Genomic DNA, 19,575 nt, shown 5'->3' with positions numbered 1-19,575 from the left:
CCAGCAGGTTGGTCTGCTCGGCAATGTCGCGGATCATGCTGATAACGGCTCCGATTTTTTCAGCCGAACCCGCCAGGGCCGTCACGTCGGAATCGGTCGATTGGGCGGCCTCCGCCGCTTCCCGGGTGATCGCCAGCGCATTGCCGGTGTGCTGGTTGATTTCCTCGATGGAAATCCTGAGCTCCTCCGCGGCAACCGCGGATGCCTGCACACTTTCATCCGACATGCGCGACGCGGCGAGGGCGCCGTCCGCGGCACCGGTTGCGGAGCGGGCCATGTCCACCAGCTGTTCGGATGTCGACCCCATGACCGCGGTCTGGCGCGACAGTTGATCCTGGACTTCGGAAATCCGTCCCTTGAACGCGTTGACGAGACGGTCCATCTCGGCGCGCCGGGCGTCTTCCTCGGTCCGCCGGGCAAGGGCTGCCTCGTTATTGCACTTCACCTCGACGGCATTGTCGCGAAACACTTCGACAGCCCGCTTCATGTCGCCGATTTCATCCGCGCGATCGGTTCCGTCGATGTTGGTCTCCAGTTTGCCGTCGATCAGGTCCCTGATGTTGGAAATAAGCTGGCCAAGCGGGCGGGTGATCGTCAGGGCGAGGCCGTAGCCACCGGCGGCGGCCAGAACGAACAGGACCAGGCCGATCACAAGCATCCATGTTTTCAGCGTGGCAAGAGGGGCCATGGCCTCCTTCTCGGACTGCATGGCCAGAATGGCCCAGGTGGTGCCCAGGAAGGTCAAAGGTTCGCCTGCCTGAAGGAAGCTTTCGTTTCTGTGTGCCGGGCCTCTGTCGACCGGTGACTTACCTGCCAGGGTTTCCGAGACGGCCGGGCTGGATACCGGCGTCACCAGAATGTCGTTGATCTCCGTGAAACGGGAATCGTTCCGCAACAGGTTGTCTGAGCCGACGATGACGGTTTCTCCGGTGTCGCCCAGCCCGGATGCACGGCCCATGATCGAGTTGATGCGGTCGATGGGCATCTGGAAAGCGAGAACGCCGACCGGAACCCCGTCCTGTTCGATGCGCCTGGATATGAAGCTTGCGGGAGCGTCATGGCTGGGCGCATAGGGGCGGAAATCGAAGAAGTGGGCGGAGCTTGAAGAAGTGTCCGCGGCGGCCCGGAATACCCTTCCAAGATCCGTGTCCGTCCAGGGGCCGTTTGCACGGAAATTGGTCGCAAAGTCCTCTTCCTTGAAGACGGTGTAGACAAGGTCGCCCTCCATGTTGAACAGGAAGACGTCGTAATATCCGCGTTCGGTGAGAAACTCCCGGAGCCAGGGGTGGTAGCGGGCGTGGGCGGTGTCGTAGGCGGTGCCGGTTTCCGCGCCATCCAGAAGATGCTTTTTCCCGAGCGGGTGCGGATTGCCGCTGATATAGGCCTTTTTCAACTGGACGGTCCGGTCGCCGTCAAGGGTCTGCCAGGCTTCCGAAAAGGCCCGCAAGGCTTGATGGGTGAACGGCAGGTCACTGACCAGCTGCAGATCGGATTGAATGGCGTTCAGATAGTCGGAAAGCTCGGTTGCCCGGCTTTCGGCAATGGAGTGCAGCCGGGTTTCGGTGAGTTGGCGGATTTCGCCGGCTGCGGAAAGATAGCTGCTCAGACCGATGCCGGTGCCCACGCCCAGCGCGACGCCCAGAATGGCTACCGGAATCTTGGTGCGAATAGAAAGCTTATCCCACATGGAACCCTCCAGAATTCAACTCAGGGTTACCTAATGTGATTAATGCATACTTAAATCTTGGGTTGTGATTACCGGAATTCTTACGCTTTCATCAATTGACAATAGCAAATTTCAAAAATGTAACTGCGGTATTTGGTAAAAGTGCGAAGACGTTGAAAAACAACTCTGCGTCAAACGATGAGAATCGTTGTTCAGAGTGTTTGATACGAGCTTCGCATTCAGGCTATTGAGCGCGCCGGTATACGGAAATATTGGTGAAGGATGATACGTCGACAAGATGCACTGTCTGGGTGACTGTCAGGGTGCGGCTGTCCTCGGAAAGTTCCCGATCAGCCTTCATGATCGTCAAACCTCCGCGGCGGGCCTCGGAGACAAGGTTCCTGTCGCCCTGAAAGACAAGACGCATGGCGTCGACGAGGCCGCTCTTGCCGAGCTTGACCTCGGGCCCGTCGGGCATGGCCTCGAAGGTGTCGTTGGTGACCTCTCCGTCGGCAGCCACCTGGTTCATGGTGAACACCGCCATGCCGAAGTTGTCCTCGATCTTCAACGTGGCGCTTTTCGGTGGCTCGCCCTGTTCAAAATCGCTTGCGTCGGTGTCGAGGATCCAGGTGCCCAGGAAGGGGGCGAGTTTGTCTTCGGTCATTTGTGCAACTTGAGTAGATAAGGAAAAGCCGCCCACGGGATACCCGCAGGCGGCTCTTCTTGCAAACCCTGTTTGCCTCAGGCGCTGAGAGCGTCCAGTTCGGCAACGATGGCATCACCCATTTCGGTGGTGGAAACGGTCGCCTGGCCCTCGGACGCAATGTCCTTCGTGCGCAGGCCCTTTTCCAGGGCGTTGGCGATGGCCTTGTCCAGCCTGTCGGCGGCTGCGACTTCCTCGAAGGAGTAGCGCAGCGCCATGCCGAAGGAGGCAATCATGGCGATCGGATTGGCCGCGCCTGTTCCGGCAATGTCCGGAGCCGAGCCGTGGACCGGTTCATAGAGCGCCTTGCGCTTGCCCGTGGTTTCGTCCGGAGCTCCGAGGGAGGCGGACGGCAGCATGCCGAGCGAGCCGGTCAGCATGGCGGCAACATCGGAAAGCATGTCGCCGAAGAGGTTGTCGGTGACGATCACGTCGAACTGTTTCGGCCAGCGTACCAGCTGCATACCGCCGGCGTCGGCCAGCATATGCTCCAGCTGCACGTCTTCGTAGCCGTTCTTATGGGTCGCGGTGACAACGTCGTTCCACAGGACGCCGGACTTCATCACGTTCCGCTTTTCCATGGACGTGACCTTGTTGTTCCGCGTGCGGGCCAGTTCGAAGGCCACCTTGGAGATGCGCTCGATCTCGTAGGTGTCATAGACCTGGGTGTCGATACCGCGCTTCTGGCCGTTTCCGAGGTCGATGATTTCCTTTGGCTCGCCGAAGTAGACGCCGCCGGTCAGTTCGCGAACGATCAGGATGTCGAGACCTTCGATGACGTCCTTTTTCAGGGACGAAGCATCTGCGAGCGCCGGGTAGCAGATGGCCGGGCGCAGGTTGGCGAAGAGCTGCATGTCCTTGCGCAGGCGCAGCAGACCGGCTTCCGGGCGCACTTCATAGGGAACGTCGTCCCACTTCGGGCCGCCGACGGCGCCGAAGATGACTGCGTCCGCCGCCATGGCCTTGGCCATGTCTTCCTCGGAAATCGACTGGCCGTGGGCGTCATAAGCAGAGCCGCCGACGAGACCTTCGTCGGTCTCAAAGGACATGCCGCCCTTTTCGTTGAACCAGGCAATGACCTTTTTCACTTCCTGCATGATTTCCGGGCCGATGCCGTCACCCGGCAGCAGCAGAAGTTTTTGAGAAGCCATGGGCGTTCCATCCCGAAATTAGAAAACAGATGGCGTTGGGTTAGCCTGTCGGCGGCGCTCTTGCAAGGAGTGACCAGTTGTGAAGAACTCAAGCGAGCTATACGGAAAGGTCAAGAACGGCTGTGGTCAAAGGCCAACCCAGCTTTTCCCCGCCTGCCAGAAGAGGTTCAGCGCCAGCGCGGTCATCACCCGCTTGAACCACGTCCTGAAGGTTGCCTCATTCATCTTGCCGAGCAGCCGGCTGCCGGCGAGGGTGCCGAGGAAACCGCTCAAGATCATCAGTACGATCAGCCCCGCCCACGGCGCGAAGGCAAAGCCGAGGGCGCCGAAGGCGAGGATCTTGAAGATGTGCATGATCAGCGCGGTCACAGCCTGGTTGGCGACGAAGCCGTGACGGGGCAGGCCGAGGGTCGACAGAACAGCGCCGCCGATCGGACCGGCTGCTCCGAAGAACATGGACAGAAACGTCGAGGCGAAACCGGCGGCCGCCATCGCCCGTTTGCGGGCCTGGCCAAATTTGGGTTTTCTGCCCCAGACCACCCAGAGCACGAAGCAGGCGATGCCGAACTTGAGCACGGCCGCGGGCAGTTCCACGGCAATCGCCCCGCCGATGGCAGCGCCAAAGGCGGCGCCGAGGGCGAACCAGAGCGCGATCAACCAGTCGACATGGCGGAGCTGGACCAGCGCGCGTCCGGCATTGGAGCCGAACTGGACGACGCCATGGACCGGAACCAGGGCACTTGCGGGCATCAGGGCGGCCATGATCGCGATCAGCGTCACGCCGCCGCCAAGCCCGACGGCTGCGGTCAGGGCAGAAGTGAAAAAACTGACGATGACCAGGACGAGGGCCGGGACCGTGCCCAATTCGCCGGGAAGCAATGCGGACAGCAACGCCACCGGCTCAGCCCCAGCGGGTTCTGGCGTAGCTCAATGCCTCGCGCACATCGAGCTGCCGCGTGGAGTTGCCGCTGCGTACGTAGAAGAGGGACGCCTTGCCGTCATCCAGGTACACGGCGCGCGGGGCCGGGCGGATGATGATCATCGCCACGTCCTTCGCCTCGACGGAGGCGAACACCGTATGGATATAGGGGCAGAGGTCACCACCGAGGTTCTTGGACACGATGTCGTTGACCGTACGCTCGAAGGCGTCGTGATCCGGGTTCTTGAGGGTGGAGAGATCCTTTTCCAGGCCGAGCGCTCTGCCGTCGTCGTCGACACCGACAAGAAGGTGGCCGCCATCGGCATTGAAGAAACCGGCAATGGTCTTGGCGATGACTTTTTCCAGGCCCCGGTTGATGCGGTTTTCCTTCACGTCCCAGCGCAGCGACGACTTGAATTCGACGCGCTCCGTTTCACCCTGCTTCATCAGGTCCGGGATCAGGGCGGTCTGTTCGGCGCGCAGGGACTGGTAGGCTTCGGTGGTGCGCATGTAGTTGCGGGTGAAGATGCCGAAAGCGAGCCCGACCACCGCTCCGACAAGCGTGTAGGCCACGGCCACGTCGAAGTGCTTCGGCAGAATCAGCAGCCAGAGGCGGGCGGACAGGAATTCGAACAGGCCCGGTGCGTTTTCCGCAAAACGGGAAAGCTCCCACCAGACGACCATCAGGTTCAACGGATGGATGACAAGCACGCCGACAATGGCGCCCACCAGGACATAGGTGGCGATAAAAGACAGGCGGAACGGGGAAAGCGTCATTGCGGAAAGTCCAAATAAAAACGCCGGTCGGAACCGGCGTCAGTAATAGGCCAAAACCTAGCCGCCGTCATCCCGGCCGGGCGCAGCACGAACCGAAGCTTCGCTGTGTCCGGGATGACGATGGCGAGGCTTGATCCTAAACCGTCGCGGGAAGGGCGGTCTCGACCAGTTTCACCCAGTAGGAACAGCCGACAGGGATCAGCTCGTCGTTGAAGTCATAGGCCGGGTGATGAAGCCCGGCACTGTCGCCGTTGCCCGCAAAGATGAAGGCGCCGGGGCGTTCTTCCAGCATGTAGGAAAAGTCCTCGCCGCCCATCATCGGGGCGATGTCGCGCTTGACCTTGCCTTCGCCGGCGATACCTTCGGCGATCGATGCAGCGAAGTCTGTCTGCTCGTCATGGTTGGCGGTGACCGGGTAGCCGCGGCGGAATTCCAGTTCGGCCTCCGCGCCGAAGGCGTCGGCAACCGATTTGACGATGGCGGCCATGCGCTCCTGGGCAAGGTCGCGCATCTTCGGGCTGAGCGTGCGTACGGTGCCGCGCAGGGTCACGTCCTGCGGGATGACGTTGAAGGCATTGCCGCCCTGGAACACGGTCACCGAGACAACGACAGAATCGAGCGGATCGGCGTTGCGGCTGGCAATCGTTTGAAGCGCGCTGACCATCTGGGATCCTGTCACGATCGGGTCGATGGTGTCGTGCGGCTTGGCCGCATGGCCGCCGCGGCCGGTGATGGTGATGCGGAATTCGTCGGTGGCCGCCATGATGGGGCCCTTGCGGATCGCGAATTCGCCCACGGGCAGACCCGGGAAATTGTGCATGCCGTAGACTTCCTCGATCGGCCAGCGGGTCATCAGGCCGTCATCGATCATGGCCTTGGCACCCGCGCCGCCTTCTTCGGCCGGCTGGAAGATCACCACGACCGTGCCGTTGAAATTGCGGGTCTCGGCCAGATATTTCGCCGCGCCCAGCAGCATGGCGGTGTGGCCGTCATGGCCGCAGGCATGCATCTTGCCCGGAACCTTGGAAGCATAGGGCTTGCCGGTGATTTCCTCGATCGGCAGGGCGTCCATGTCGGCGCGCAGGCCGATGGTCTTGCCGGCGCCGCCGTTCCGGCCCTTGATGACACCAACGACGCCGGTCTTGCCGATGCCGGTTGCAATCTCGTCCACGCCGAAGCTCTCCAGAAGCTCGGCCACCTTTCCCGCGGTCCGGACGGTCTCGTAAAGAATTTCCGGGTTCTCGTGAATATCGCGGCGCCAGGCGGTGATCTCGTCGGCCAGATCGGCCAGGCGGTTGACGATGGGCATGAAGGACTCCTGAAAACTTGGAAGGCGGGATGCTCAAGCGGCTAACCTACCGCAAGCTGTAAAAAGGGAAAGTGGCCCGGGAGAAAAACTTTTGTGCACCGGAGGAAAGCGTCGGAGTGGTCCGCTGGTTCCGCCGATATGAGATCAAATTTTCTCCACGCGGTAGACTTTGGTGTGCTTGATCTCGTTGTCTTCCAGCGCGCCGACCACCGGAACCCGGTAGTCGGCAAGTTCCGTAAGCAGTGACTTCGGCAGGTAGGAGCGGCCCGGATCGCCGACGAGGACTTCGGTCCCCCTTGCAAGCAGCCGGTCGATCAGGTCCATCACCTTGTCGGCCATATACTTGTCGTAGAAGACGTCTCCGCAAAAGACGATATCGGCTGCCGGCGGTTCCGACGCGGTGATGTCCGCCGTCTCGAAACTGAGCATTACGCCATTGAGGTCCGCGTTGAGTTCGGCGGCCGCAAGCGCAAAGGGGTCGATATCGACCGCATGGCAGGAGGCGGCGCCCGCCATCATCGCGGCGATGCCGACGAGGCCGGAACCGCAGGCAAAATCAAGAACACGCTTGTCCGAGACAAGGTCGGGCGTATCCAGGATATAGCGGGCAAGGCCCTGTCCGCCTGCCCAGGCAAAGGCCCAGAAGGGCGGGGCAATGCCCAGTTCGCCAAGTTCGTCCTCGGTCTTCTGCCACAGGTCCATGGCTTCATCAGCCACATGCAGCCGGATTTCCTCCGCATGCGGCACCGGTTTGATCCGGGTTTCCCGGCGGATGAATTCGGACGGATCTTTAATGAGGGGCATGGGACCTGCTGGGCAAGCGTCGCGATTGATTTTGAGAACCTTTCAAGTCCGCCAGTGTCACCCCGGGCGAGCGAAGAGAGACCCGGGGCCTACTCATTTCCGGAGCATTCAAGAGCGTGCCTCCGACCTGCCCGCGAACCTTCTTCCACCCCGGCGTCCGGTTCGGCGAGTGGGCCCCGGATCTTCGCTGCGCCTGTCCGGGGTGACCTCTCGTGAGGATGCGGCCTTGTGCTCGCACTCACCGCTCAGGCCGGGTCCTTCAGGCCACCCATCTCGCAGACCACCTTCCATTCGTCTTCCGTCACGGGCTGGACGGAGAGGCGCATGGAGGTTACCAGCGACATCTTGGCAAGGCGTGGTTCGGCCTTCACCTGGGCAAGCGTCACAGGCTTCGGCATGTCGCGCACGGCCTTGAAGTCCACGCATTCCCAGCGGGGGTCGTCGGTTGTCGTGTCCGGATGGATGTCGCTGCAGACTTCAACGACGCCGACCACTTCCTTGCCGATATTGGAGTGATAGAAGAAGGCCTTGTCGCCGATCTCCATGGCCCGCATGTTATTGCGCGCCTGGTAGTTCCGGATGCCGTCCCATTGCTCTCCGGCATCGCCTTTGGCCTTCTGCTGTTCCCAGGACCATTTGTCCGGCTCGGACTTGATCAGCCAGTACTGCACTTATTTCACCTCCGGATTTTAGGGTCTGGTCCAACTAAGGATTTGATCGCGGTTTGGATAAAATCGCTCAAGTTCAAGGAGCGAAGTTGCAGGAAGAGTTCTCTCTTTCAAGACTTTGCGACGCAGAAATGAGCGATTTTTGCCAAATCTCTTCGAGATGCGGCGAATTTTGGTCCCGAATGCGTCGGAAACCCCTTGTGGTGAGTGCACCACTGCGGGCTTTCCTTCTATTCGGATACCGAAATTCGAATCGCGCCGCGACCTAATCCTTAGTCGGACCAGACCCTAGTACCCAATTCCACGGCCTGATTTCGACGCTTTCGAAGAGGCCGGCCCGGGCGTAGGGATCTTCTTCGGAAATGGCAAGAATTTCGTCGCGGTTGGAGGCTTCGATCACCAGCAGGGAGCCGGTCATGTTGCCGTCGTCGTCCATGAAGGGACCGGCCGCCTTCAGGCTGTCGCCGAGGGCTTTCAGGAATTCCAGATGGTTCGCACGATTGTCGAGGCGCGTTTGCAAGGCGTGGGCCTTGTCGGTGCAGATCAGGGCATAGAGCATGGGAAGAGACCTTCAGGTTGTCGAACTGGGACGAACCTAGGACTGGACCTGTCGAAACTCAATGGTGGATAAGCGGACGGAGCGTTTTGTGTTTCCGGCAAACCCAACAGCCTGCCGAGCAGGGCCCGTCTCGATGCATGGGAGACCACTTCGGGGCAAGTGGCCATCCTTTGAGACTGCGCATCGCGCTTCCTCAGGATGAGGTGGAGCGTGGGGAGGCGTCTTTGTGAAAAGGTCTTCTCAAGTTTATGGCAAGGGGTGATTTGAACAGTGTTCTAAGGGGTTAAGACCACCGTCACCTGCGGCGGGCCTTCAAGTTAAAATTTTAGGATTCCGTCACAAAAATTCACTTTAATTGAGAGGCCTTTCGAATTTACATACAATCCTTCACAATCAAATTTTCTTATTCTTTCTTCTATGATTTCGCTGTTTTCTTTCTTAAAATTTTTGATTTCAATTCTTATGCGTTCAATGCAGTGCGCGACATTGTTGCAATAATCATCGGAGGCATTTTTTTTGCTCCAAATCTTTAGCTCCTCTTTTGTTAGATCGATCCCGCCGAGGCGCAAAAGATCAAAGTAATCTTGCAAGTAGCTTCGGTCGCTTGATGACCAAAATCCCTCCCTCATAACAGATACAAACTCTTTAAGCTCAAGTTCCTTTGGGTAGATTTGTGCGGACCTTTGTTTGTATTCGGCAAACTTAAAGACGAAATTGTCAGTCTCAATCCAGCAGAATTTTTTATTATCTTTCAAGAAATCTTCAATCAATGCGGAGTAATCATGTTTCACGATATCATCTATCTCAAGATAAGAGGCGCTAATAATAAGGTGTTGTGCAATGACGCCTTCTCCATTCGTCCATCGTTGAAAAATCTTATTACTGACCTCGAAATCTCCATTTTCAATATCTAATAAAAATTTCCTGTATGAGCGAATTGCTTCTCCCAAATCGCTCAACGTGGCAAATTTGTTAAGAAGATCTTCTGTCGTTCTGGATTTTGCGTCTATTTTTTCAAGCAACGCATACTCAGAAGTGTCCTCAAAGCTTAAAGGCTTCACACAATCTTGCGCATATGCTTTGCTTTGCGAAAGAAGCAACAGAAGAAAAACCAGAACGCTTCCAAATTGCATTTTCCTCAAAACCCCGGTCAATAAGCTACACAACGACATATTCTACCCGTCAGCGAAATCGTGCGACGGCAAACAACATGAGCGCCCAGAATGCTCTGAAACACACGCTTCGATCTTTGATATTCTCGATCGATAGGAAAACGCACCAAAGTCAGGATGACAAGCACGTTCTCGTCTTCTGGTTGCGATATTGCTTCAAACGCCTTCCGTTTCCGCCTTCAGCGGCCGGGCCATCAGGGTGTTGAGGGCGTCATCAATGGTCAGGTCCTCGTCGATCATCCGGGCCACCGTCTCGCAGATTGGCACTTCGACGTCGTATTTCTTCGCCAGCTTGACCGCGACACGGGCGGAATAGGCGCCTTCGGCGAGCTTGCCGCCGGCGGCGATCAGCTCAGAAGCCATGAAGCCTTCGCCGAGGCGCAGGCCAAAGGAGAAGTTGCGCGACTGGCTGGAGGAGCAGGTGAGCACGAGGTCGCCGAGTCCGGAAAGTCCGGTGAGCGTTTCCGCTTGGGCGCCCATGGCGGTGCCGAGGCGCGAGAGTTCGGCGAAGCCGCGCGCAGTCAGCGCCGCCTGGGCGCTGGCGCCGAGCTTGCGGCCGACGACTGCTCCGCAGGCAATCGCCAGCACGTTCTTCAGCGCGCCGCCGATCTGGGTGCCCAGAATGTCGATGGAGGCATAGGGGCGGAAGCAGGGCGACTGCAGCGCCTCGCAGAGGCTCAGCGCGGTCTTGGCGGAATTGGCGGCAATGGTGACGGCGGTCGGGAGCCCCTTGGCGACGTCATCGGCAAAACTCGGACCGGAGAGCACGCCCGGTTCCACACCGGGCAGTTCCTCGCTCATGACCTTGGAGAGAAGCTTGCCGGAGGATTGTTCAATGCCCTTGGCGCAGAGCACGACGGGACCGCGGACCTTGCCGGTTTTCTTCAGCGCGGACAGCATGGCGCGGGTCGTTTGCGCGGGCGTGACCAGCAGCAGGGCGTCCGCATCGGCGACCTCGTCCAGGTTCGTTGTGGGATTGAGGTCTTCATCGAAGGTGATCCCGGGCAGATAACGCTGGTTCTGCCGCCGGGAGCGGATATCGGACACGGTTCCGGGATCGCGGGCCCAAAGGCGCACGTCTCTTCCGGCCCGCGCGGCCGTCAATGCCAGCGCCGTTCCCCAGGCCCCGCCTCCAATGACGCCGATCGATTTAATGGCGCCCATTGCTCTGCCTTTCCATGCGCGACCGTAATGTTTCAAGCTGCGCTCCAAACCCTTCAAAGAACCGGGTCTCGGGCGGCGCATCGGATGAGAACAGATCAACCCAGAACAGACGGAACCTTATCGGAGCTCCGCCGGCACTCGGTGACGTTTCATAGTGTTCCCATTGTGTCGCGGGTTTTTCACGAATGCGACCGTGAAAATGCCGCCGGCGATGCAGGCCGTCGAGACAATCGGGGACATTCTCGAAGATATGGTCCTGGTCCGCGAACGATTCGAGAGCGATATCCAACGAAAGTCCGGTTTCCTCGGCAAATTCACGCCGGGCGCCGTGCAAATAACTTTCGCCAGGGTCGAGGGTTCCGCCGGGGACTTGCAGTCCAACCTCCGGGTGATCGGGCTCCGAAAAGACCAGAAGCTCCGTCCCGCAGGTCAGGTAGACATAGGCTTTGTGGTAGAGGTTCAACGGCAAGTCCTTGAAAAATATAACCTTCGCTAGGCCGCTTTGCGAATGCCCGGCACACGGCAACGCAAGGCTTCTATCGGCTCGCCGAAGGCGGCAAAGAAATTTTCGGCATCTCCTGCCTCGGGGCCGAAAAGGTCGACCCAGAAGAAGCGGTAGCGAATCGGTCCGCTGCCGCTGCTGGGGTAGATCTCGAAATGCTCCCATTCCTGCCGCGGCTGTTCAGCAATCCGGACATGGTAGTTGCGCCGGATGTGACGGCCGAGCAGGGGGCGGTCCGGCGCGGGCCTGAATTGCCCGACCGGCGGGATCGTTTCGAAGGGAATGTCCTGGTCGGAAAAGTGGTCGAAGGCGGCGTCCAGCGTGAGGCCGGTTTCCTCTGCGAATTCGCGCATGGCCCCATGCAGAAAGCTCTCGCCGGGATCGATGGTGCCGCCCGGCACCTGCATCCCGAGCCAGGGCGTGTCCGGCTCGTTGAAGACCAGCAGGTCGGTACCGCAAGTCAGGTAGACATAGGCCTTGTGGTAGATGCGCATCTTCAAAGGGTCCTCAGAGTGCCGGGTCTGCTTCCTAGCAGGCAATCCGCACTTCATGAAAGGGCTGAGTAGCGATGCGGCGCTTGAAAGTCCGAAGTTCGCTCAAACTTTCGCGCCTTTTTTGCCTGCACCCAGAACCCCGGTGCTGGTCTGGTCGAGCGGCCAGCGCGGACGCGGCGACAGGGTCATGTCGTCGACCGGTCCCGCCTGCAGCCGTTCGATACCGGCCCAGGCGATCATGGCGGCATTGTCCGTGCAAAGGTTCATTGGCGGCGCGACGAAACGGGCCCCCGCCTCATCGGCCGCTTCCAGAAGGCTTTGCCGGATCTGTTTGTTGGCGGCAACGCCGCCGGCGACGACGATCGCCGGGTCAGCCTCCGGGTGCCGTTCCCGGAAGAGCGCGAGCGCCGACCGGGTCCGCGCGGCCAGGACATCGGAAACGGCCCGCTGAAAGGCGGCGCAAAGGTCGGCAACCGTCTGGTCGTCCACCGGTTCCAGTTTCTTCGCCTGGGTCCTGAGTGCGGTCTTGAGGCCCGCAAAGGACATGTCGAGGCCGGGCCGGTCGAGCAGCGGGCGCGGCATCTTGAAACGGGTGACATCGCCTTTTGCCGCCATCTTTTCCACCTGCGGGCCGCCCGGATAGGGCAGGCCGAGGAGTTTTGCCGTCTTGTCGAAGGCCTCGCCGATGGCATCGTCGATGGTGGTGCCCAGGCGCTCATAGTCGCCGACGCCGCGCACCAGCAGGAACTGGCTGTGTCCACCGGAAACCAGCAGCAGCAGGAACGGAAACTCCAGATTGTCGGTCAGGCGCGCGGTCAGCGCATGGCCTTCCAGGTGATTGACCCCGACAATCGGCTTGCCGGCGGCCATGGCGATCGCCTTGGCGGTCATGAAGCCGACAATGACGCCGCCGATGAGACCCGGCCCGGCAGTCGCGGCAACCGCATCGATGTCGTCCCAGCCACAACCGGCTTCCTGCATGGCTTCGGCCACGATCCGGTCGAGAATTTCGATATGCGCCCTGGCGGCAATTTCGGGCACCACGCCGCCGAATTCGGTGTGTTCGTCGATCTGCGAGCGGATGGTGTTGGAGAGGATTGCCTTGTGCACAGGTCCGCGCACCACCGCTGCGGCGGTTTCATCGCAACTGGTCTCAATGCCCAGGACCGTCAGATTGGTCGCATTGTCTTTTGAATTGACTGAAGTCATTGGTTCAGCAGTGGTGGCCTGTGTTAGGACATACGGTCAGTAACAATTGCATGCCCGGCGATGACCTGCCGGGCGTAACATCTGGACGGTGAACCTTGCAATCAAATCCTTTGCGTATCGGAACCCGGGGCAGCGCGCTTGCGCTGGCGCAAGCCCATGAGACCCGCGAGCGGCTGATGGCGGCCCACGGCCTTGCGGAAGAGGCTTTCGAAATTGTGGTGATCAAGACCTCGGGCGACAAGATCCAGGACCGGCCGCTTTCCGAAGTGGGGGGCAAGGGTCTTTTCACCAAGGAAATCGAGGAAGCGCTGCTGGACGGGAGAATCGATCTGGCCGTACATTCCTCCAAGGACATGCCGACGGTTCTGCCGGACGGGCTGGCGCTGACTGCCTTCCTGCCGCGTGAAGATGTCCGTGACGCGTTCCTGTCGCCCAAGGCGAAAACCCTGAGCGACCTGCCGCAGGGTGCCGTGGTCGGCTCAAGCTCCTTGCGCCGTCAGGCGATGATCAAGCGGCTCAGGCCGGATATCGAGGTCGTCATGTACCGCGGCAACCTGCAGACCCGCCTGCGCAAACTTGCGGAAGGCGAGGTGGACGCGACACTGCTGGCGGCCGCCGGTCTCAGGCGTCTGGGGCTGGAAAAGGAAATCACCAGCCTTCTGGAAGTCGACGAATTCATTCCCGCCGTCGGGCAGGGGGCGATCTGTATCGAAAGCCGGGCGGACGATGAAGCGACCTTGCAGAAGCTGGCCGCGATCCACGATCCGGACACCCAGGTCCGGCTCGACGCGGAACGGGCCTTCCTGGCAGTCCTCGACGGCTCCTGCCGCACGCCCATCGGCGGTCTGGCGGTGCTGGAAGGCGGCAGGCTGCATTTCAGGGGCATCGTGCTGAAGCCGGACGGATCGGAAGCCCATGAGGCGGATGCAAGCGGTGCCGCGGAAGACGCGGTTGCAATCGGCCGCTCAGTCGGTGAAGCCCTGAAGGCAAAGATGGGACCCGGCTTCCTGGCGGGCCACTGAAGGACGGTCCGGAATGCGTTTTCTGGTGACCCGGCCACAGCCCGACTGCAAACGCACCGCGGACAAGCTGCGGGCCGCCGGTCATTTCGCCGATGAGGCTCCGCTGCTGCGGTTCAGGGCCGATCCGCCAAGATCCTTTGATCTTTCTGGGGTCAAGGCCCTGGCGGTGACCAGCCGGCGGGCGGTGACGGTTCTGTCGGAACACGCACAAATGCCAGACCTCAAGGCCCTGCCGGTCTTCGCCGTTGGCGAGTCGACTGCCGAGGCCTGCAGGAGAGCCGGGTTCGAATCTGTCTCGGCGGCGGATGGCGACGTTACCTCGCTGGCTGCCTGCCTTCTGGATCATCGCGGTGTGTTCGCGGGAAGTGCTGTGCTCTACCCTGCGGCAGAAGAGCGCGCGGGCGACCTGGAGGGGTTGTTGGACGAAGGCGGGATGACCTGCCGTCTTCAGGTCGTTTACCGGATGGAAGCTGTCGACGAGCTGCCGGAAGCAGTGGTCGATGCTCTGATATCGTCGGCCTATGACGGTGTGCTGGTCTATTCGAAACGGACGGCGGAGGCGTTGTTCGACCTGCTGACGGCGAGCGGTCTCAATCCTGTTTTTTCCGGTTTGCGGGTCTTTGCCATCTCGCAACAGGCGGCAGGGCCACTATCTGGTCACATGAAGGTGCATGTTGCGGGTGCACCGAATGAAACGGCGCTGCTGAAACTGGCTTTAACAGAGTGTTAACCAGAACCGGGGGAGTCGTTCTTTTGCAGCGCGGAATGTCGCTGCTGCAGCGGTACCGCTCCGCAACGAGGTGTGTATAGTGAAGGTCTTGGGACCTAAGAAACCCGGACCGGAAGGGTTCAGGAGGAGAGCAGATGGCGACGGACAACAAATCTTCTGGCGGAACATCCTCTTCGAGCGGAAGCGGGACATCGGGCAAGCCGGGAAGCACGCCTTCTTCGTCCTCCACATCGTCCAAGCGACCGGTGACAATCGACCTGAAGGCCGAAAAGATCGGTGAAAAACCGGGAGCTTCCACTTCAAGGGAAGCGTCCTCCGCAAGCCCGTCGAGCAAACCCGCAACTTCGGATCCCGCCGCAAGGAGTGCAACTTCAAGCGCTTCCAAACCGGCAAGCAGCAGCGCCACGCCGTCGGCTTCCTCCGGCACGGCGCGCAGCCCGTCGGCCACGCCTTCTTCCACGGCGTCCGCCTCCAAATCAGCGTCCGCAAGCTCTTCCGCCACTTCTTCCGGCGCCACCTCTTCCGGCACCGCGTCTTCAACGAGTGCCTCCAAGCCGGCATCAGCGTCGGCATCTGCAGCGGGCAAGACGGCCGCGAGCACGGGCGGACCGGCAAGCTCCTCGTCCACTTCACGGCCTTCTTCGACAACGCCGACAACCTTCGCCAATCCGCCCGCGGCGGAGGACAGGGGCGGCGTCGGGGCTTTCGGTGTGCTGATTGCGGCCGTCATCGGCGGTATCCTGGTGCTCGGCGGCGGCTTCGGCCTTTATCAGGCCGGGCTGATCAAGATCACGCCGGAGCCGAATCAGCAGATGGCAAATGCTCTCTCCACCGCCGAGGGCAAGATCTCGGATCTCGAAAAACAGCTGGGTGCGTTGAGTTCGGGCGGGAATACGGGTGCCGACAACAGCGCGGACACGGCGCTGGAGGCGAAAGTCGCCGCGCTGGAAAGCCGGCTTGACAACGCAACGCCGGCGTCCTCGCCGGATGTCGTGCCGGCTATGGAAGCTTTGCAAAAGGATGTTGAAAGCCTGCGCAGCGACATGGCCTCGCTCGGCTCAGGCGATGGCGCTCCGGTCAACCTGAAACCGCTGGAAGACCGGATGGCCGCGTTGGAAAAGGCTTCGAACGCCGGAACGGCGGTAGACCTGGAGCCGCTGGAAGCGCGTCTCGCCAAGCTGGAGGCCGCCTCGAATTCGACCACCTCGGAAGCGGACAAGCTGTCCGGCTCGGTGACCGGCATCGAAACGCAGGTTGATGGCCTGAAAAAAACCTTGAGCGAGGTCGAGACCCGGCTGCAGAACACGGAAGCGACCGCGAAGGCCGCGCAGAGCGCGGTTTCCACCTCCGACGTTTCCCTGAAGACACTGGCAGACAGCCAGGCCCGGGCAACCGAAACACTCGCCAGCCTGTCCGCGGACATCAAGTCCATGGGCACGGCGAATTCCGCGGCGCTGGAGGATATCCGGGCTGAGCTGGATGCGCTGTCCAAGCGCCTGGCATCGGTCGAGGCCACCATGGGCGATGCGACGGCGCGCGAAACCGCCGCCCGCGCACTTTCTGTCTCCGCGCTGAAGTCGGCGGTCGATTCCGGCCGGTCCTATGAAACCGAACTGGCGGCGGTCAAGGCGGGTCTCCCGACCGATATCGACCTGACGGCGCTGGAAGCCCATGCCGCCAGCGGCGTCGAGCCGGTCTCCGTGCTGATCGCGCAGTTCCCGCCGGTCGCCCGCAGCGTCTACCAGACCTTTTCCGAGCCCGACCGGGAAGGCGATGTGCTGGACAGCTTCCTGGCGAGCGCCAAGTCGCTCATTGCCGTGCGCGGTCCCGGCGATGCGGACGGAACCGGACCGGAAGCGGCCCTCCGGCGGATGGAGAATGCGGTGTCCGCAGGCGACCTGAGCGGTGCGCTGGCAGCCTACAAGGACCTTCCGGAAACAGCCCGGACCGTTGCCTCTGACTGGGCCGCGCGGGCGCAGGCCCGCGTCGAGGTCGATGCGCTGACGGAAAAAGCCTCGAAGGAAGTGCTGAACGCGCTTGCCGGGAAAGACAGTTGACCGGAGGCCGGTTTGCGGCCATCCGATGAGAAGAAATCAAGCCGGGATGACCGGTAACGCTTGGGAGCGAACCAGATGATCCGCGTCCTTTTTTTCGTCCTGCTGGTATTTGCCCTGGCATCGGGCTTCGCCTGGATGGCCGACCTGCCGGGCACGATATCGATCAGCTGGAACGGTTATGTCTGGGAGCAGCCGCCCGTCACCGCGGCGCTGGTCGCGGGTGCGCTTCTGGCGGTTTTCCTGGCGGCCGTGTGGCTGATCCGGGTGATCCTGAAGTCACCGCAGATCGCCAGCCGGTTCTTCAAGCGCCGCCGAAAGGACAAGGGCTATACCGCCCTGTCCCAGGGGCTGATAGCGCTTGGCACGGGCAACGCCAAACTGGCGCGCCGCCACGGGCTTGAGGCCGACCGCCTGTTGGCGGAAGAACCGGCAGCCAAGCTTCTGCTCGCCCAGACCGCCCAACTCGCGGGCAAGGACGACGAGGCGCGTCAGCGGTTCGAGGACATGCTGGACGACCCGGCCACCAAGGCGCTTGGCCTGCATGGCCTCTTCGTCGAAGCCGAACGTCACAATGAACCTGTCGCTGCGCGTCATTACGCGGAAGAAGCGGTCAAGACCTCGCCGGGCCTCGAGTGGGCCGGCAAGGCGGTTCTCGGGTATCAGGCGATCGCCCATCACTGGGAAGATGCCTTGAAGACGCTAGAACGCAACTATGCCGCCAAGATGCTGGACAAGAAAACCTACCGGCGCCAACGCGCCGTGGTGCTGACCGCGCTGGCGGGCAAGCTGGAGGACGGCGATCCGGAGCGGGCTTACTCCCTGGCCAAGGAAGCCCACGGGCTGGCGCTGGACCTGGTGCCGGCCGCCGTGCTTACTTCGCGCCTGGCCACCCGCCGCGGGGATATCCGCAAGGCTTCCAAGGTTCTGGAAGCCACCTGGCGGCTGTCCCCGCATCCCGAACTCGCCGACACTTACGCGCATGTGAGGACCGGCGATTCGGCGGTTGACCGGTTGAAACGGGTCAAGTCGCTGTCCGCGCAGCGCGCCAATACGGCGGAAGGCGCGTTCGCGATTGCAAAAGCGGCGCTGGAGGCGCGCGAGTTCGACGAGGCCCGTGCGCAGCTCAAGACGGTGCTGCAGTCCGAACCTTCCCGCAAGGCCTTCCTTCTGATGGCCGAGGTCGAGGAAGCCGAACACGGCGACCGGGGCCGCATGCGCGACTGGCTGGCGCGGGCGGTGAATGCGCCGCTCGACAAGGTCTGGATGGCGGACGGGGTCGTTTCCGGCGATTGGCAGCCGGTCTCGCCGGTGACCGGAAAACTGGACGCCTTCCAGTGGGGGACACCCACGGGGCTTTCCGACAGCGACGGCGAGTTGCTTGAAGACAGCGCGTTCGAGGCCCCGGCGCTGACGGCCGCCACGCCGGTTCGCCCGGCGGGCCCTGCGGCGGAAGCCGAGGACCTGGCGACGGTGGACCTTGAAGCCGAACCGGTTTCGAAGCCGGCCTCCCCGGAGGAAAAAAGCGTCAGCTCCGGTGAGGCGGCGAAGGCGTCTCCGGCTACGACCAAGCAGGGCTATGAAGGCACCACCGACGACGTCCGGTTCAGTCCGGCGCTGAAGGATCTGCCGGATGCGGCAGCGGCGGGCGAGAAAACCGCCGAGGTCCATGAACCGGTTCCGGCTGCGGAAAAAGACAAGCCGGCCGCCAAAACCTCATCCGAAAGTGGCGCCGAAACGGCGGCCGCGAACGGTCCTGACGCCAAGGGCGGCAAGGAAGGGGAGAACAAAGCCGCAGCTTCCGAAGAGGAGGATCTGAACCGTCCGATCGAGTTCGCCCTGTCGCGCATGCCGGACGATCCCGGACCGGACGATGAGGAGGAAGACAAGAGCGCGTCCTCCGCGCGTCCCCGGTTCTTCAATTAAACTGCAAGGGTGCGGCGGCGCGAACCGCCGCGCCGATTGCCCGTTCCGGCAGGCGTGTAAACCGGAAGATGTGATCTTTCTGCAAGAAGCGTCTTTCAGCCTCTTGCATCTGACGCCAAGCTCCGGTAATTAGCGGCGCACTCGGCACGCGCCGGGCAAACGCGCAATAGCGCGCTGCTTGATCCGTTCAGGCACATTGCCGCTGTAGCTCAGTTGGTAGAGCACGTCATTCGTAATGATGGGGTCGGGGGTTCGAGTCCCTTCAGCGGCACCATACTTGTTCGCGCCATCGCCCTTCGGGCTACTCGAGCGCGGATCAGGTTCGAGATTTCTCCTCTCACCCGCACCAGTTTCAAATCATCGGTCCGAAGACCTGGGCATCGGTTCGCACTGAAGGCAGAGCTTTTTCCTGCGGGCCGTTTTCCTTGCCCGAAGCCGGGCTTCCCGACATTCGAAGGACACCCTTCCTGCCGGACCATGGCAGGTGACAACCCGGGCGAGATACCATCCAGGCTCAACCGTTCCTCGGGAATTTCTTGGTGTGATCTAGAAAATCTTACGTTTGGTCAAATATAATCGGGATTTTTTCCTTCGATCACTCATTGTATGAAAATACATATTCGGATCTTCAAATATATCTTTGTCTATTTCGCGTGAAAATTGGACGGTAACTGAAAATATACATTTCGAAATTTACTATCATTGTAAATTTAACCGAGGCCATTGGTCGAGGCAGCCAGGGGTTC

Annotated in this window: 18 protein-coding genes and 1 tRNA gene; 5 read left to right on the top strand and 14 right to left on the bottom strand. The window is 61.0% G+C overall.

Translation table 11 applies throughout. The annotated features are described in order from the left end of the window. The 14 genes from ACQY7U_RS08525 to tsaD all read right to left on the bottom strand — a co-directional run. On the bottom strand, positions 1–1,687 hold a 1,687-nt coding region (locus ACQY7U_RS08525), incomplete at its 3' end, for a HAMP domain-containing protein (protein WP_428643489.1). 223 nt (positions 1,688–1,910) lie between these two features. Next, positions 1,911–2,330 carry a hypothetical protein gene (locus ACQY7U_RS08520; RefSeq protein ID WP_428643487.1) on the bottom strand — a complete coding sequence of 140 codons (420 nt, stop codon included), beginning with the start codon at positions 2,328–2,330 and terminating at the stop codon, positions 1,911–1,913. Positions 2,331–2,407: 77 nt separating this feature from the next. Further along, positions 2,408–3,520 (bottom strand): 3-isopropylmalate dehydrogenase, encoded by a 1,113-nt coding sequence (gene leuB / locus ACQY7U_RS08515; protein WP_428643486.1) that lies wholly within the window; start codon positions 3,518–3,520, stop codon positions 2,408–2,410. A 126-nt stretch (positions 3,521–3,646) separates the two neighbouring features. After that, positions 3,647–4,417: a sulfite exporter TauE/SafE family protein gene (locus ACQY7U_RS08510; protein WP_428643484.1), complete on the bottom strand. Its 771-nt coding sequence runs from the start codon at positions 4,415–4,417 to the stop codon at positions 3,647–3,649. Between the two features lie 4 nt (positions 4,418–4,421). Continuing rightward, the gene (locus ACQY7U_RS08505; protein ID WP_428643482.1) at positions 4,422–5,216 is read right to left on the bottom strand and encodes an AlbA family DNA-binding domain-containing protein; all 795 of its coding nucleotides are present in this window, start codon (positions 5,214–5,216) and stop codon (positions 4,422–4,424) included. Positions 5,217–5,352: 136 nt separating this feature from the next. Beyond that, positions 5,353–6,525 (bottom strand): M20 aminoacylase family protein, encoded by a 1,173-nt coding sequence (locus ACQY7U_RS08500; RefSeq protein ID WP_428643481.1) that lies wholly within the window; start codon positions 6,523–6,525, stop codon positions 5,353–5,355. Between the two features lie 144 nt (positions 6,526–6,669). Further along, positions 6,670–7,329: a class I SAM-dependent methyltransferase gene (locus tag ACQY7U_RS08495; protein WP_428643479.1), complete on the bottom strand. Its 660-nt coding sequence runs from the start codon at positions 7,327–7,329 to the stop codon at positions 6,670–6,672. 245 nt (positions 7,330–7,574) lie between these two features. Next, positions 7,575–8,000, bottom strand: a complete 426-nt coding sequence (locus tag ACQY7U_RS08490) for an EVE domain-containing protein (RefSeq protein WP_428643478.1) — start codon at positions 7,998–8,000, stop codon at positions 7,575–7,577. Between the two features lie 262 nt (positions 8,001–8,262). Continuing rightward, complete coding sequence (locus ACQY7U_RS08485; RefSeq protein WP_428643477.1) at positions 8,263–8,556, bottom strand: YciI family protein; 294 nt, start codon at positions 8,554–8,556, stop codon at positions 8,263–8,265. 317 nt (positions 8,557–8,873) lie between these two features. Continuing rightward, positions 8,874–9,689, bottom strand: a complete 816-nt coding sequence (locus ACQY7U_RS08480; protein ID WP_428643476.1) for a hypothetical protein — start codon at positions 9,687–9,689, stop codon at positions 8,874–8,876. Positions 9,690–9,884: 195 nt separating this feature from the next. Next, positions 9,885–10,892, bottom strand: coding sequence for an NAD(P)H-dependent glycerol-3-phosphate dehydrogenase (locus ACQY7U_RS08475; protein WP_428643475.1), 1,008 nt, complete (start codon positions 10,890–10,892; stop codon positions 9,885–9,887). Next, on the bottom strand, positions 10,879–11,355 hold the full coding sequence (locus ACQY7U_RS08470) for an NUDIX hydrolase (protein ID WP_428643490.1): 477 nt from the start codon (positions 11,353–11,355) through the stop codon (positions 10,879–10,881). The genes ACQY7U_RS08475 and ACQY7U_RS08470 overlap by 14 nt, the downstream gene beginning before the upstream one ends. Positions 11,356–11,384: 29 nt before the next feature. After that, positions 11,385–11,888, bottom strand: coding sequence for an NUDIX hydrolase (locus ACQY7U_RS08465; RefSeq protein WP_428643474.1), 504 nt, complete (start codon positions 11,886–11,888; stop codon positions 11,385–11,387). A 102-nt stretch (positions 11,889–11,990) separates the two neighbouring features. Then, positions 11,991–13,097 carry a tRNA (adenosine(37)-N6)-threonylcarbamoyltransferase complex transferase subunit TsaD gene (tsaD, locus tag ACQY7U_RS08460; RefSeq protein WP_428643472.1) on the bottom strand — a complete coding sequence of 369 codons (1,107 nt, stop codon included), beginning with the start codon at positions 13,095–13,097 and terminating at the stop codon, positions 11,991–11,993. Positions 13,098–13,192: 95 nt separating this feature from the next. Between tsaD and hemC the strand changes: the two genes are divergently transcribed. The 5 genes from hemC to ACQY7U_RS08435 all read left to right on the top strand — a co-directional run bounded on the left by hemC (position 13,193) and on the right by ACQY7U_RS08435 (position 19,103). Further along, entirely contained in the window at positions 13,193–14,119 is a 927-nt protein-coding gene (hemC, locus tag ACQY7U_RS08455) for a hydroxymethylbilane synthase (protein WP_428643471.1), read from the top strand. A gap of 13 nt (positions 14,120–14,132) precedes the next feature. Beyond that, positions 14,133–14,849 (top strand): uroporphyrinogen-III synthase, encoded by a 717-nt coding sequence (locus tag ACQY7U_RS08450; protein WP_428643470.1) that lies wholly within the window; start codon positions 14,133–14,135, stop codon positions 14,847–14,849. Positions 14,850–14,983: 134 nt separating this feature from the next. Next, entirely contained in the window at positions 14,984–16,906 is a 1,923-nt protein-coding gene (locus tag ACQY7U_RS08445) for a hypothetical protein (RefSeq protein WP_428643469.1), read from the top strand. Positions 16,907–16,981: 75 nt separating this feature from the next. Continuing rightward, positions 16,982–18,829, top strand: a complete 1,848-nt coding sequence (locus ACQY7U_RS08440; protein WP_428643468.1) for a heme biosynthesis HemY N-terminal domain-containing protein — start codon at positions 16,982–16,984, stop codon at positions 18,827–18,829. A gap of 198 nt (positions 18,830–19,027) precedes the next feature. Then, positions 19,028–19,103 (top strand) — tRNA-Thr (locus ACQY7U_RS08435). The last annotated feature ends 472 nt before the right edge of the window (positions 19,104–19,575 follow it).

The organism is Roseibium sp., from assembly GCF_050301095.1.
Taxonomy (GTDB): domain Bacteria; phylum Pseudomonadota; class Alphaproteobacteria; order Rhizobiales; family Stappiaceae; genus Roseibium.
The sequence above is the reverse complement of the archived record's forward strand: the minus strand, read 5'-3'. Positions and strand labels throughout refer to the sequence as shown.